The sequence below is a fragment of the Albibacterium profundi genome (assembly GCF_042159835.1).
In the GTDB taxonomy this organism is placed as follows: Bacteria; Bacteroidota; Bacteroidia; order Sphingobacteriales; family Sphingobacteriaceae; genus Albibacterium; species Albibacterium profundi.
The window spans coordinates 52,528-66,283 of the sequence record NZ_JBBVGT010000003.1; the positions used below are offsets into that span (position 1 = coordinate 52,528).

Sequence of the window (13,756 nt, forward strand, 5' to 3'; positions counted from 1 at the left end):
TTATTTTTGCGAGTTAATTAGTTTTTCCAATGTGCTTAAATGGTCGTCGAACGCCTCTCTGCCATTCTCGGTTATTACATACTTTGTATTCGGCTTACGGCCAATAAATCTTTTCTTCACCCCTACAAAGCCCTCCTTTTCTAATCCCTTCAGGTGACTGGCTAAGTTCCCATCGGTTACGTCAAGCAGATCTTTCAGGGAATTAAAATCCAGGTGATCATTAACAGCTAAAGCCGACATGATGCCCAGTCTAATTCTGCTTTCAAAAGCTTTGTGTAAACCGTTTATTGATATTTTCACCTTTCGTATTTATAATGCATATAGATGCCGTAAACAATATGTGCCAAGCCGAAACCTAGCGACCACCATAACAAACTATATTCTGAGAAATACAGAGACAGCAGCCCTATAACTAATTGAACGATCCCAAGAATCTTCACTTCATTCAAGGTGAATTTACTAGCATTGTAGAGCGCTAAGCCGTAAAATATTAATGACAGGGGAACGATCAGTCTCTCAAGGTCCATGCTAATAAGTATAAGAATCAACATAGCACCGGTAGCAACTGGGATCGCCATATCGATAATAAGTCGCCTCGTTGTGAAGTTCCACAACGGTTGTTTATTCTTTATGGCTCTCCTACGTGAAAAGAAGATAGCGCTTATCAGCGCGAATCCTAAAATCACGATGGCCAACAGGTAGATACTCGAAGAGCTTTCTTCGGGAATTTCTCCGGTCTTGAAGCCCAGAAAATTGTAGGCTATACAAGCCCCTACCAATGCATAGATCCCTGCCATAATGCCTGCCCAGCCGGAAAGCGACAGGAACTTGGAAGACTGCTCCATCATCGAACGGATCTCAGCCAGTTTCTGTATATAATCTTTTTCCTCTTTCATTTAAAAGTACTTTGTAATTCAAAGTTAGATAAAAAAAGTAAATTCCAATTTTCTTTTTAATTTTTTTTTCAGGTTAAAAGATTATGTGTAACGCAAATAATATAAACTAAGGGTTCTGCTTTGGGTTAGTCTTGTAACGAACTGAATGAATCACTAAATTAAATTAAAATGTCAATAGCAAGCAAAACTTCAGAAACCCTGAACGACCTGATTAAAATCAATAATGACCGAATTGAAGGTTATGAAAAGGCCATCAAAGAACTCGACACAGAAGACACAGACTTGCAAAGTTTGTTTCGCGAATTCTGTTCCCAAAGCGAGGGTCTTAAAAGAGAATTAGAGCAAAATGTTATGGAACTCGGAGAAGAGACAGCGGATGGCAGCACGGCTTCGGGCTCTATATATAGGGCGTGGATGGATGTAAAAGCAGCATTTTCGGGCGACACACGTAAAGCTGTTTTGCAAAGCTGTGAGTTCGGTGAAGACGCAGCACAAAAAGCCTATCGTATGGCGGAGGAAGAACCTGATATTGCGCCAAATACCAAAATTTTGATTAGCAAACAAAAGTTGGATTTGAAATCGTCACACGATCGTGTAAAAACACTTCGCGATAGTATGGAATAAGGCACCAAGCCTTATTCCATTTTCTCTGCTACATTAATTAACGTGTCGACATCTCGTCATCATCAAACAGACTTAATTGCCTTGCATAGTCGCTGGCCTCTTCTTCATGCATTGTAAAGTTAGACATTGTAAGTCCTAATAATCTGATTTTCCGATTCTCCGCACCTGCTCGATCTAGCAGATTACAAGCGAAACGATAGATAGTATCCTTGCCGGAAAGTATTTCTGTAAACGACTGGCTTCTGGTTATCTGTACAAAATCGTGGAACTTGATTTTCAATGTTAACGTTTTTCCGGAGAGTGTCCGTATTTGAAGTCGCTTGCTCAGTTTGGCAGCAAGTACATATAGTTCGTCCGTAACCTCCGATCTTTTAATTAAATCTTTTGCAAAAGTGTCCTCTACACTAATTGACTTGACCTCTCGGTTGGGCTGAACTTCACGGTTGTCGATTCCTCTAGCCATATTGTAAAAATGCCGCCCTGTTTTACCAAAAATATGTATTAAGGTACTTTCATCCAGTTTTTTTAGATCACCTCCGGTGTGAATATTTAGCTGTCTCATTTTAGCAGCCGTAACCTTTCCGACTCCAAAAAAGCGTTCTATCGGTAGCGCTTCTAAAAAAGATTTTATTTTTGATGGCCCGATAAAGGTAAGACCATTAGGTTTATCCTGATCCGAAGCAATTTTCGCGACAAATTTATTGATCGATACACCGGCGGAAGCGGTAAGGTTCAGCTCCTCCCGGATGGCTTTTTTTATTGCACTGGCAATCTCAAGTGCGGAACCAATACCCTGTTTGTCAGTTGATACATCTAAATAGGCCTCATCCATGGATAGGGGTTCGATTAGGTCGGTATATCGTCTGAAAATTTCACGGATCTGATGTGACACCTCTTTATAAACATCAAAACGCGGACGTGTAAAAATAAGATGGGGACACAGCTGAAGTGCCTGCCTTGATGGCATAGCAGAACGGACGCCAAACTTTCTGGCTTCATAACTTGCCGTAGCCACCACACCCCGTCCGTCGGGCGAACCGCCAACCGCCAACGCTTTGCCCCGTAGTTCCGGAAAGTCGCGCTGATCGACCGATGCATAAAAGGCATCCATGTCAATATGTATTATTTTTCGTCTGCTGTCCATGGGCCTCAGGCATTATCCAAATATAAGGAATTCGCAGAAATAAAGATTGCTTTCTACCCGTTCGGGGCTTTGAATGTTAAGATAGTGTTGTACCCTGTTAAAAATATATTATCTTAATTCAAACGTTTGCGTTACTTTTGCTTATCAATTTAAACATTAACCATTTTTTAATAACCCTAATTTGTTTTACATGGAGTTTAATTTCTACAAAAGAAAAGGTGGGAGTAAATCGTATCCAGCGCTAGCATACATGCTAGTTCTATCGCTGCTTGTGTTTTTCTCCTCCGAATCGTATGCTCGTGCGTTTACGAAGCATACTGTCGAGACAGTTCAACAAACCGTCTCTGGAACTGTCACGGACAGTGACGGGAGCGCCTTACAAGCGGTAACTGTACATGAACAGGGCACTACAAACGGCACGACGACCGATGCTGCCGGGCAATATTCGCTGAGCCTTACTAGTTCGGACGCTACATTGGTGTTTTCTTATGTCGGCTTCCAAAGTCAGACCGTGGTTGTCGCAAACCAAAGTACCATCAACATCACATTAGCTGAAGATGTGAATGTGCTTGAAGAACTTGTCGTTGTGGGTTACGGTACCCAAAAGAAAAAGCTGGTAACCGGCGCAACTATTCAAGTCGACGGCGAGGACTTACAAAAGCTTAGTACTTCTAGTGTACTGGGTGCTCTTCAAAGTCAATCGCCCGGTGTTCAGATCACTCAAAGTTCCGGGATGCCGGGAGAGGCATTCAAGGTTACAATCAGAGGACTAGGTACGATCGGAAACTCGTCACCATTATATGTGATTGATGGTGTTCCCGGTGGTGATATTAATATGTTGAATCCTTCTGATATACAATCTGTCGATGTCTTAAAAGACGCTGCATCAGCAGCTATTTATGGTTCGCGTGCAGCCAACGGTGTCGTACTTGTGACAACCAAACAGGGTAAGCCCGGGAAACTCACGTTTTCATATGACGCTTATGTAGGTTGGCAGAATGCCTACAAAATGCCATCCTTATTAAATGCGAAAGAGTATATGGCTATCATGAATGAGGTTCGCTTTAATGAAGGACAGGCGCCGTATGACTGGGCAACATTAATCCCGAAACAATATCAACAAATCCAAGACGGTACATGGAATGGAACTAACTGGCTAAAAGAAATTCACAATGACGATGCGTTGACTCAGAACCACGCGTTTAACTTAAATGGCGGTACGGATCAGTCGCGTTTCTCAATAAGCTATTCGTTTTCGGATCAAGAAGGTATCTTCGGTAAACCTGTAGAGCCTGATTTTTCAAGACATAACTTTAGAATTAATTCCCATCATGTCCTCTTAAAGAACGACGACTTTGATGTGATTACTCTCGGCGAGAACATTACTTATTCCTTTAGTAAAAAAGGAGGGATTGGTATTGGCAACATTTACTGGAATGATGTTCACAACATGTTGATTGGTAATCCACTATTACCGGCATACAATGAAAATGGTGAATATTATGACCAGCCTAGTAAAGTTGCCGACGGATGGAACTTTGATGGTGCAACATCAAATCCCTTAGCCGGTATGGTTTACCAACGCGGACTTAATGAAAGTAAAAATCATGGTCTTCAAGCCAACGCATATCTGGAGGTCCAGCCGATTCAAGACTTGAAGTTTAGAAGCAGCTTTGGATATAAGATGAGCGCTTACTCGTATAGACAGTACACACCTGTTTTTGATTTATCTACAACGCTTAAAAATCCGGAAGATGATGTGTCGCAAAGCTCAGGTATGGGCTATAGCTACTCCTTCGAAAATACGCTTTCGTACGCCAAAAGCTTTGGCTTGCACAACGTAGACGGACTCTTGGGTGCTTCAATGGAAAAATGGGGCTTTGGTGAAGATCTGAATACATCGAATTCAGTTTCCTTGTTCCCTGGATCTTGGGATCATGCTTATATCGGAAATGCACGTACTATCGGAACAACAACTGTGATCGGCGGTATGAGGTATCCTGAAGGTGGTTTGGCTTCGTTCTTCGGACGTCTGAACTATAACTATGATGAAACCTATATGGCTACCTTGATTATGCGGGCTGATGGTTCTTCTAATTTTGCCAAAGGGCACCGCTGGGGTTATTTCCCTTCCGTAGCTGCCGGTTGGGTTCTTTCCAATGAATCCTTTATGTCGGAAACAACAAGTTGGCTCGACTTTTTCAAATTGAGAGCGAGCTGGGGACAGAACGGAAATGCCAGTATCGATCCTTTTCAGTATTTAGCTACCATTGCTTTTGATAGTAGAAATGGATATTATTTTGGCGATAATAAGAACGATTTGGTTACCGGCGCTTATGGAGATATTTTGCCGAACGAAGATATCACTTGGGAGACTTCAGAACAATTGAACATTGGTTTTGATGCCCGATTTGCACACAATCGTTTGGGTGTAAACTTCGACTGGTACAATAAAACAACCAAGGACTGGTTGGTAAGAGCACCGATTTTACTTATTTATGGAACGAATGCTCCTTACATCAATGGCGGTAATGTTGAGAATCGAGGTATTGAACTTGGTCTGACCTGGGATGAAACGATTAATGAATTCAGTTACGGTATTCGTTTGAACGGAGCCTATAACAAGAACGAGGTTACGAAGATCGCGAACCGGGAAGGTATCATTCATGGACCCGAACATGTGCTAAGTCAAGGTACCACCGAAATGTATCGTGTCCAAGTAGGTTTTCCAATCGGTTATTTCTATGGGTATGAAACAGCGGGTATTTTCCAAACGCAAGAGCAAATCAACGAATACCGAAACAGCGGCGTGGGCGTATTGGACAACGCACAGCCGGGAGACGTTATTTTCGTTGATAATAATGGCGATGGGGGCATTACCGATGCGGATAAAAAACTGATTGGTAACCCGCATCCAGACTTTACTGGCGGATTGAATGTGAATTTTGGCTATAAGGGTTTTGACCTTTCGGTGACCGCTACCGGTGCTTTTGGACATCAGATTGCGAAATCGTACCGGTCATTTGCTGACAGTCCTTTACAAAACTATACAACAGAAGTGTTTCAGCGTTGGCATGGAGAGGGCACTTCCAATAGATACCCACGCTTAACGATGGGTAGCCACACCAATAGTCAATACATTTCAGATATTTATATCGAAGACGGAGATTTTGTTAAAATTCAAAACGTGACTTTTGGTTATGATATCAAATCAGTTTTGCCGAAGTTACCGTTCTCTGGTGCTAGATTGTATGTGACCGGCCAAAACCTATTCACGATTACAGGCTACTCGGGTATGGATCCTGAAATTGGTTACGGCAATGATGCTTCATGGGTATCAGGTATCGATCTGGGTTTTTATCCTAGTCCACGTACCTTCTTGGTTGGTTTAAATCTTACATTTTAATACGAAAAAAGATGAAAAAAATTATAAGTATATTAGTGCTGTCAACGGTTTTTCTCTCATGTGAGAAGATACTCGACTCACAGAGCTACGATAAAAAGAACACCTCGAACTTTCCGGCCACGGTCACCGATGCAAATCAGATGCTGACCGGAATATATTCGACATTAAGTCAGGCCATATCGAACCCTCAGCATACTCATTTTTATATGGCCGAGCTTGCCTCGGACGATCGCTTTGGCGGTGGTGGTGAGAATGATAAAGATATGCAGGGTCTTGACCACTTGATGAACACAAAGACGAGCCGCTTTGAACCGTTCTGGGCAGCACGCTATCAAGGGATTGCACGTGCAAATACTGCAATCGCTACTCTAGACTTGGTTGAGGGATGGGAAAGTGATGCGCAGAGAAATCAAATGCTGGGAGAAGCACATTTTTTACGTGCCTTGTTCTATTTTGAACTTTCGCAAATGTTTGGCGAAGTTCCCCTGGTTGTCACTACGGCAGCGGAGAATCTTCCGAAAGCGCCTGCTGATGAAACCTATGCCCAGATAGCATATGACCTGCAACAAGCGATCAATTTGATGCCCTCTACTCCTTATAATTCAGTTGTTTCCGGCCATGCTACTAAATGGGCCGCGCAAGCGTTAATGGCTCGTGTATTTTTATTTTACACAGGTTATTATGGCAAAACTGAATTGCCGGTAGCGAATGATGGCGGAACAATCTCGAAGAGTCAAGTGATCACATGGATTGATGATTGTGTGGCGAATAGCGGACATGGTTTAGTAGACGATTTTCGCAGTTTATGGCCGTATTCAAATGATGTAACCGGTAAAGACTATGAGGATTATGATGGTCCGAACTGGGTAGGCGACGGTAATAAGGAAGTTGTGTTTGCTGTGAAATTTGGTACATCGGTAGATTGGGGCGACAATTTCCAGTTGGGCTATTCTAATCAATATGTTTTGCATTTTGGCTTGCGCTCGAATAATGGACTGGCGGACACTTTTCCCTTCGGACAGGGCTGGGGCGCTGGACCTGTAAATTCAACCTTGTGGAATAATTGGAGACTTGCAGAGCCTGATGATATTAGACGTACAGCTTCGATAATGGATGCTGACGATGATGTTGAGGGCTATATTTACGGTGCCGACAGTCAGATGGAAGAGACCGGATTCTGGCAGAAAAAGTATATACCGATCACAGCTTACGATGAAGATGGATCATTGGTTCCTTCCTATGCTATCATCAAGTTTAACGCACCGGCGGATATGCAGATCTCTCACACACAGGATCTCGTATTGATCCGTTTTGCCGATGTGTTATTGATGCAATCTGAGTTGAAGGAAGATGCGACCGGAATGAATAAAGTTCGCGCACGGGTTGATCTTCCTGCGGTATCCTACTCACTTGATGCCCTGAAAAAGGAACGTCGCTGGGAATTGGCATTTGAGGGACTTCGTTATTTTGATTTAATGCGATGGGGCGATGCTGCTGATGCTTTGGCTGCACAAGAAGGTGTTGCGATAAAAAATAAGGGGATTGACACGGAGATGAAAGCGTTTGGTGGGGGCTATCGGGCTCGCTACGAGGCTACTGGGGGCTTTTGGGCTATCCCTGAGTCGCAAATCCAACTGTCGGATGGACTCTTGACTCAAAATGAAGGCTGGGGAACGCCGGCTGCAGAATTCACAGGATGGTAGGGATAAAAGAATTTAAGATCATGAAAAAACTGATAACATACATAATGGTACTAGTGACTACACTCAGCATAACGAGTTGTGAGTCAATAGAAGACCGACTGGATATGGGTGGGTTTATTAGCGCAGAGCAGCTTGATATATCGGCTACTCCGGTCGTAATTGACGGAAAGAATACTAACAAGGTGGTTTTAGATAATAAAAGCCCGGTTCTTTCTTCTTGGAATTTCGGTGTGGGTGTAACTCAAAAGAAAACCGATACCGTTCTATTGGTAGTGGAAGGTGCAAACGAGATTATCTTTACAGGGAGGAACCCCGATGGGTCGGAAATTACAAAAACCTTGACCGTCAATGTTGATGAGCTTTATTTCGATGTTCCCGCCGAATGGGGCATCCTTACGGGTGGTTCTGAAAAGGACTGGGTATGGGACGATTCAGATGGTGGTGTATGGGGGAATGGTGGATATATGGGGAATGTCGAGCCAGCCTGGTGGATTGTTAATTTGGCGGACATCGACGGACAAGCTCCGGGCGAAGGGGCTGGAGCTAAAATGACATTCTCATTAAGCGGAGCAACCTTCACCAAAGTAAAATCGGATGGAACTACAGAGACCGGCACTTTCACGTTTGACATGGGTAAGAAGACTACGTTGGATGATGGCTCAGTTTGGGCGGAAGGTAAATTGACTTTAAAAGGAACAACGGTCTTATGCGGAATATCACCCAATGAGGGCGGAGCACCCGTTTATGAATACGATATTCTTCTTATAAACGATGAAGAACTGGTATTAAGCTACCCAGAACCGGGGGTGGACCCTTGGGGTACAGCTTGGTTCTGGAAATTCAAAGCCAGTAATTAGGTTAGGTATAATTAATGGTTGGTTAGGCTACCTCGCACCGAGGTAGCCTTTTTTATTATGCAGCTCAATGTTTTCCTTCTGCGAACTCTTCGACCATTTTATTATTAAAGGCATCCAAATCTTTTGGCGAACGACTAGTTACTAATCCGTTGTCGACTACCACCTCTTTATCTACCCAATTAACACCCGCATTGATAAGGTCGGTTTTGATAGACGGATAAGAAGTCATCTGTCGATTTTTCAACAAGCCGGTTTCTATCAAAGTTTGGGGCCCGTGACATATAGCTGCTATTGGTTTTCCGCTTTTCACGAAATCCCTTACGAAAGCCACCGTATCCTGATTTTCTCGTAGTTTATCAGGATTCATAACACCACCGGGCAGTAGTAGTGCATCGTAGTCGTCTACCGTCACGTCGCTTATGTTTTTGTCGACACCCAGCGTGATTCCCCAGTTTTCTTTATCCCAACTACGTATTTTTTCTTTTTGTGACGAGACGATATCAATTTTCGCACCCTCATCTTCTAACCTCGTTTTCGGGCTTACTAATTCTGACTCTTCAAATCCATCTTCTGATAATATGATTACTTTTCTATTTGTTAATTTCGACATAACTGATATGTTTTTGTGTATTAAATCTAATGTCAAGGAGTAACACGTGCATTCTCGAAATTGTTTAGGGAGAATGTATTTTTAAATTAATATAATCGTAAGGTTGCATTCTCTTATATAAATTCTTACTTTCAATTCCCGAAACCTTAACGAAGTCACAAAATCATTTGAAAGCATATGCTAGCTAAACTAAAACCTTTATTTGTGCTGGCCGCCCTGTGTGCGGTCGTTCTTTTTCATGGATGTCAGAAAGAAGCGGAAGTTGAAGAGCCCATAGACCCCAAAGTCGAAAAGTTCACGCTACCAGAGGGTTTTGTAATCGAACATATTTATAGCCCTTCCGATGAAGAGCGAGGCTCATGGGTCTCGATGACATTTGACGATCGAGGACGGATGATTGCTTCCGACCAATTTGGCGGATTGTATCGTCTCACAATTCCAGAAATAGGTAATGATAGCATTCCGTTGGTCATCGATAGTTTGCATTTCCCGTTAGAAGGAGAAGCTTTAACAGATACTTCTAAAAGAAAAGTGGGCATGGGTTTCGCACAGGGATTACTCTGGGCCCATAATAGTCTTTACGTGATGGTTAATCATCGCGGCGACGAGATCTTAAGAAAAGGGAGCGGGCTGTATCGACTACAGGACACGAATAACGATGATGAGTTTGATAAAATCACGCAACTCTTGAAAATGGAGGGTGAAGGCGAGCATGGACCGCATAGTGTTGTTTTAGGACCCGACGGGGAATCGATCTATATCGTTGCGGGTAACCATACGGATATTCCGGAGATGGATTCTTATCGACTGCCCGCCAATTGGCAGGAGGATAATTTACTACAGCAGATTAAAGATCCACAAGGGCATGCGACCGACAGAACAGCTCCTGGGGGATGGATTGCGATAACGGATTCCGTGGGTTCAACATGGGAATTATTTGCTGCAGGTTTTAGAAACACATTTGATATAGCATTTAATCCCGAAGGGGAATTATTTGCCTATGATTCTGATATGGAGTGGGATTTTGGAATGAGCTGGTACCGGCCCACTAGAATCTTACACGTTACCAGCGGTAGCGAGTTTGGTTGGCGTACAGGTAACGGTAAATGGGCGCCGTATTATCCCGATAATTTGCCTGCGATGATTAACATCGGACAAGGGTCACCTACCAATTTAATATATGGAACAAAGAGCCTGTTTCCGGATAAGTACCGTAATAGCCTTTTCGCTTTCGATTGGAGTTTTGGTATTGTATATGCAGTTAGCTTAGAAGAGGACGGAGCTACGTATACAGCTAATGCTGAAGAGTTTATTGCTGGATCGCCGTTGCCTTTGACAGATGGGGAAATCGGTCCTGACGGTGCACTATATTTCCTGACAGGAGGAAGAGAGCTTGAATCCGATCTATATCGAGTTTATTATAAAGACTATCAGGAAATTGCTCATGACGCTGAGACCGACTCGGACGGAGTCAATGCCTATCAGCGTGTTCGACGTAAAATAGAGGAATATCACACGAAATCCGATCCGAAGGCTATCGATTTTATCTGGCCGTATTTGCGGAATAAAGATCGACATATTCGTTATGCCGCAAGGATTGCGTTGGAGAATCAAGCGCTCGACGGATGGAAAGATCGCGCCTTTCAGGAACGAAGCGTGCAAGCAACTATACAGTCGATGATTGCGATGGCGCGGGTAGGAGAGGATGCGGACTTGCAATCGTCTATATTAAGAAAGTTGATGACGATCGACTTGCCTGCACAGACGGAAGAGAATCAATTAGGCGTGCTGCGAGCAGCGGAGCTTACGCTCTCAAGGCTGGGTATGCCTGAGGAGCCAGTTGCCGAACGCTTGATCAGCTATTTTGAGCAACTGTACCCCGCGGAAACCAATACGTTAAACCGGGAACTAAGTAAGGTATTGGTTCACCTCAACGACGATGAGGCTATTTCAAAGACCTTGGATTTGCTTGCTGTAGCTGAAGACGACTCAACTTATCAGGAGACTGTAACCAAGTCGTCCGACCTGATTCTGAGAAACCCTCAATATGGATTAGATATTGCCAATTTGTTGACCAAAACGCCTCCTGCTCAGCAGATTTACTTTGCCACCGTTTTAAGTAAAGCGAAGGAAGGCTGGACTGACCAGACAAGGGAACGATACTTCAAATGGTTTTATGATGCTTTCGGTTACAAAGGCGGTAATAGTTATATCGGCTTTGTGAATCGTGCTAGAACTTTAGCACTCGAGCATGTGCCCGATTCTGAGTTCGATCACTACAATAAACTTTCTGGCGATTCTTTGGTGAACCAAGCAGGTACAGCTTTGTTTACAAGCGAAGAGGGCCCCAAAGGGCCGGGACGGCCATGGAAAATGGATGAGGCTTTGGAGATTGTTGAAGCTGATTCGGGCAAGCGGGATTTCGAACAAGGATTGATGCTTTTTTCAGCGATTCGTTGCAAATCCTGCCATAGCATGCAAGGTGAAGGGGGCGCTATTGGACCCGACTTGACACAGTTAGGCTCGCGCTTTACGGCAAAAGATATGCTTGAGGCCATTATTGAACCTAACAATGTGATATCAGATCAATATGCATCAACCGTGTTTTCATTTAAAGATGGATCATCTATGTTAGCTAAACTAATCGACGAGGATGAGGATGTATATATTGTGTCCCAAAATCCCTATGCTCCCCATATTCTCAAAGAAATACCGAAGAAGGACGTCAGCAGTTTTAAGTTAGCGGAAATATCGGTGATGCCACCAGGAACAATCAATGTTCTCAATGAAGATGAGTTAAAGGATTTGATAGCTTATTTAATGGCCGGCGGCGATGAAGGCAGCGAGGTATATGACAAGTAAATCAATTTAATTATGCTCAATACTTGGTAAAATGATTTTTTTCCATTGTTGATAGGCCTCGCCATTTAAATGTAGACCATCGTTGCTGAATTCCTTTTTCAATTTGCCTTCGGAATCAATAAACTTGCTATGTAGGTCGACATAGGTGTATTTATAGCGCTTCGCATTTTCTGAAAGCAGCTTGTTGATTTGGATAATTGCCTCACCGTTTTTTGTATGGTTGTTGAATTTTTTATAAAAATCACTCACCGGTAAGATGCTTTGTACATACAATTCGGTATCGGGACTGTCTTGCTGGATAATTTGCGCTATAAGAAAGATATTATGGACTACTTCGTCTTGAGGAACGTTTCGCTCAAGGTCATTTGTTCCGATCAGAAGGAACACTTTACTGGGTTTCCTTATCGTTATTTCGTCCAAGCGATTGAGGATGCCAGTAGTGATGTCACCGCTAATGCCACGGTTCAAGATTTTGTCGTTACCAAATAGCTCATACCACTCTGCGCCATCGGTAATGCTATTGCCCAGAAATATAATCGCATTGGGTCGAATAGGTAGGGTTCTAAAAAGTGATACACGCTGCTGGTAGTAAGTGGAAAACAAACTATCATCCAAATGTTTAGGTACTTCAACTTTTGCTGATCGGACATCCGATTCGTTTTGTGCCAAAATAGGCTGCACACTGATGATACCGACAAAAAGGCCCGATAGAAGAATTCGTAAAAATAGGGTATACATAAAGCTTGTGTTGATATTTGTTAGAATTTTATCTAGACAAACTTAAGATTTTATTCGAAAAACTATAACTTACAACATTCTAAAACCTATAACCTACAGCCAATCCGGTTCTAAGCCCAGTCCACGGCCCCTTAGCATGAATGGTTGCCCCTTCCGAGTTCACTTCACTCGACAGATCAATCAATGGAACATCTTCTAGTACGCTGAGCTGTTCTCGTAAGGCATCTTGTTCCTGTTCTGATAAATCTCGTAATGTACTTAAATCTCCTTTGGACGTGCCGTACTGCGGACCCAAAATCCACCAATCTAAATACCACTGATCCGCTAATTTCCATTGCGCACCGAATAATACGCCGCCGGTAAACGTAGAAATTCCGCCTGTCATATCGACGGTCTCCTCAAGATAGAAGTCTGATTGCGCATCTCTGTATTCAATATGGATGGGAACGTCAGCTGAATAACGTGCGATTCGTACAAAAGGGGCAACATAAAATCCTTCGAAAAGATTGCGACCAAAGTAAAATCTAAATTCAGGTGTAAAAGCCACATTGCCGGTCTGGAGCTGACTGACATGCGACCAGATCTCATCGTTATCGATTATATTTTCAAAAATGGACTGGAATGGAAGATCGCCCTTTGGCATAAAACGAACCCCTGCGGCAACGGTCATGTTTGACGTGATGGGGCGTTCATATTGAAACGAGAAATTTCCAATCGGTATACCGGCCACGTTCCATTTCACGATGTTTGGTCGGGGTGGATCATAGTTATCTGAACTAGTTATGTCTTGTGCAGAAACTATAGAGGTCTGCATGAGTAGTGCCGTGAAAAAGAGGAGGGTTAATTTATACATAATTTCTTGGACTATTAGAAGATCAACAAGTTTGCTAGCTAACTGTTTCCTTAGCTGACAGCT

Annotated in this window: 11 protein-coding genes; 5 read left to right on the plus strand and 6 right to left on the minus strand. The window is 43.1% G+C overall.

Going from position 1 to position 13,756, the window contains the following annotated elements; translation table 11 throughout:
- On the minus strand, positions 1 to 300 hold the full coding sequence (locus tag WKR92_RS11720; protein WP_375558022.1) for a winged helix-turn-helix domain-containing protein: 300 nt from the start codon (positions 298 to 300) through the stop codon (positions 1 to 3).
- The gene (locus WKR92_RS11725) at positions 297 to 896 is read right to left on the minus strand and encodes a hypothetical protein (protein WP_375558023.1); all 600 of its coding nucleotides are present in this window, start codon (positions 894 to 896) and stop codon (positions 297 to 299) included. The genes WKR92_RS11720 and WKR92_RS11725 overlap by 4 nt, the downstream gene beginning before the upstream one ends.
- A gap of 168 nt (positions 897 to 1,064) precedes the next feature.
- On the opposite strand from WKR92_RS11725, the gene WKR92_RS11730 reads away from it, so the two are divergent.
- On the plus strand, positions 1,065 to 1,520 hold the full coding sequence (locus WKR92_RS11730; protein WP_375558024.1) for a ferritin-like domain-containing protein: 456 nt from the start codon (positions 1,065 to 1,067) through the stop codon (positions 1,518 to 1,520).
- Positions 1,521 to 1,557: 37 nt separating this feature from the next.
- Here WKR92_RS11730 and dinB read toward each other — a convergent pair whose 3' ends face one another.
- Complete coding sequence (gene dinB, locus WKR92_RS11735; RefSeq protein WP_375558025.1) at positions 1,558 to 2,664, minus strand: DNA polymerase IV; 1,107 nt, start codon at positions 2,662 to 2,664, stop codon at positions 1,558 to 1,560.
- A 190-nt stretch (positions 2,665 to 2,854) separates the two neighbouring features.
- Between dinB and WKR92_RS11740 the strand changes: the two genes are divergently transcribed.
- The 3 genes from WKR92_RS11740 to WKR92_RS11750 are packed head-to-tail and all read left to right on the plus strand — an operon-like array spanning position 2,855 to position 8,630.
- A complete protein-coding gene (locus WKR92_RS11740) occupies positions 2,855 to 6,070 on the plus strand; it encodes a SusC/RagA family TonB-linked outer membrane protein (protein WP_375558026.1) in 3,216 nt (1,071 codons plus the stop codon).
- An 11-nt stretch (positions 6,071 to 6,081) separates the two neighbouring features.
- A complete protein-coding gene (locus WKR92_RS11745) occupies positions 6,082 to 7,773 on the plus strand; it encodes a RagB/SusD family nutrient uptake outer membrane protein (protein ID WP_375558027.1) in 1,692 nt (563 codons plus the stop codon).
- A 20-nt stretch (positions 7,774 to 7,793) separates the two neighbouring features.
- Positions 7,794 to 8,630: a hypothetical protein gene (locus tag WKR92_RS11750; RefSeq protein ID WP_375558028.1), complete on the plus strand. Its 837-nt coding sequence runs from the start codon at positions 7,794 to 7,796 to the stop codon at positions 8,628 to 8,630.
- 64 nt (positions 8,631 to 8,694) lie between these two features.
- On the opposite strand, the gene WKR92_RS11755 is transcribed toward WKR92_RS11750, so the two are convergent.
- A complete protein-coding gene (locus WKR92_RS11755) occupies positions 8,695 to 9,240 on the minus strand; it encodes a type 1 glutamine amidotransferase domain-containing protein (protein WP_375558029.1) in 546 nt (181 codons plus the stop codon).
- Between the two features lie 177 nt (positions 9,241 to 9,417).
- Here WKR92_RS11755 and WKR92_RS11760 point away from each other — a divergent pair, with 177 nt between their 5' ends.
- Complete coding sequence (locus tag WKR92_RS11760) at positions 9,418 to 12,102, plus strand: c-type cytochrome (RefSeq protein WP_375558030.1); 2,685 nt, start codon at positions 9,418 to 9,420, stop codon at positions 12,100 to 12,102.
- Between the two features lie 6 nt (positions 12,103 to 12,108).
- Here the strand turns inward: WKR92_RS11760 and WKR92_RS11765 are convergent, their stop codons facing one another.
- Both WKR92_RS11765 and WKR92_RS11770 read right to left on the minus strand, forming a co-directional pair.
- Positions 12,109 to 12,840: a GDSL-type esterase/lipase family protein gene (locus tag WKR92_RS11765; protein WP_375558031.1), complete on the minus strand. Its 732-nt coding sequence runs from the start codon at positions 12,838 to 12,840 to the stop codon at positions 12,109 to 12,111.
- A gap of 79 nt (positions 12,841 to 12,919) precedes the next feature.
- Positions 12,920 to 13,693 (minus strand): DUF3575 domain-containing protein, encoded by a 774-nt coding sequence (locus WKR92_RS11770; protein WP_375558032.1) that lies wholly within the window; start codon positions 13,691 to 13,693, stop codon positions 12,920 to 12,922.
- Positions 13,694 to 13,756: the final 63 nt, after the last annotated feature.

Bases quoted from the DNA above. Each gene is read 5' to 3' on its own strand.
- WKR92_RS11760 (WP_375558030.1), top strand. From the start codon at position 9,418: ATGCTAGCTAAACTAAAACCTTTATTTGTGCTGGCCGCCCTGTGTGCG.
- WKR92_RS11770 (WP_375558032.1), bottom strand. From the start codon at position 13,693: ATGTATAAATTAACCCTCCTCTTTTTCACGGCACTACTCATGCAGACC.
- WKR92_RS11725 (WP_375558023.1), bottom strand. From the start codon at position 896: ATGAAAGAGGAAAAAGATTATATACAGAAACTGGCTGAGATCCGTTCG.
- WKR92_RS11730 (WP_375558024.1), top strand. From the start codon at position 1,065: ATGTCAATAGCAAGCAAAACTTCAGAAACCCTGAACGACCTGATTAAA.
- WKR92_RS11740 (WP_375558026.1), top strand. From the start codon at position 2,855: ATGGAGTTTAATTTCTACAAAAGAAAAGGTGGGAGTAAATCGTATCCA.
- WKR92_RS11765 (WP_375558031.1), bottom strand. From the start codon at position 12,840: ATGTATACCCTATTTTTACGAATTCTTCTATCGGGCCTTTTTGTCGGT.
- WKR92_RS11750 (WP_375558028.1), top strand. From the start codon at position 7,794: ATGAAAAAACTGATAACATACATAATGGTACTAGTGACTACACTCAGC.
- WKR92_RS11745 (WP_375558027.1), top strand. From the start codon at position 6,082: ATGAAAAAAATTATAAGTATATTAGTGCTGTCAACGGTTTTTCTCTCA.
- WKR92_RS11755 (WP_375558029.1), bottom strand. From the start codon at position 9,240: ATGTCGAAATTAACAAATAGAAAAGTAATCATATTATCAGAAGATGGA.
- dinB (WP_375558025.1), bottom strand. From the start codon at position 2,664: ATGGACAGCAGACGAAAAATAATACATATTGACATGGATGCCTTTTAT.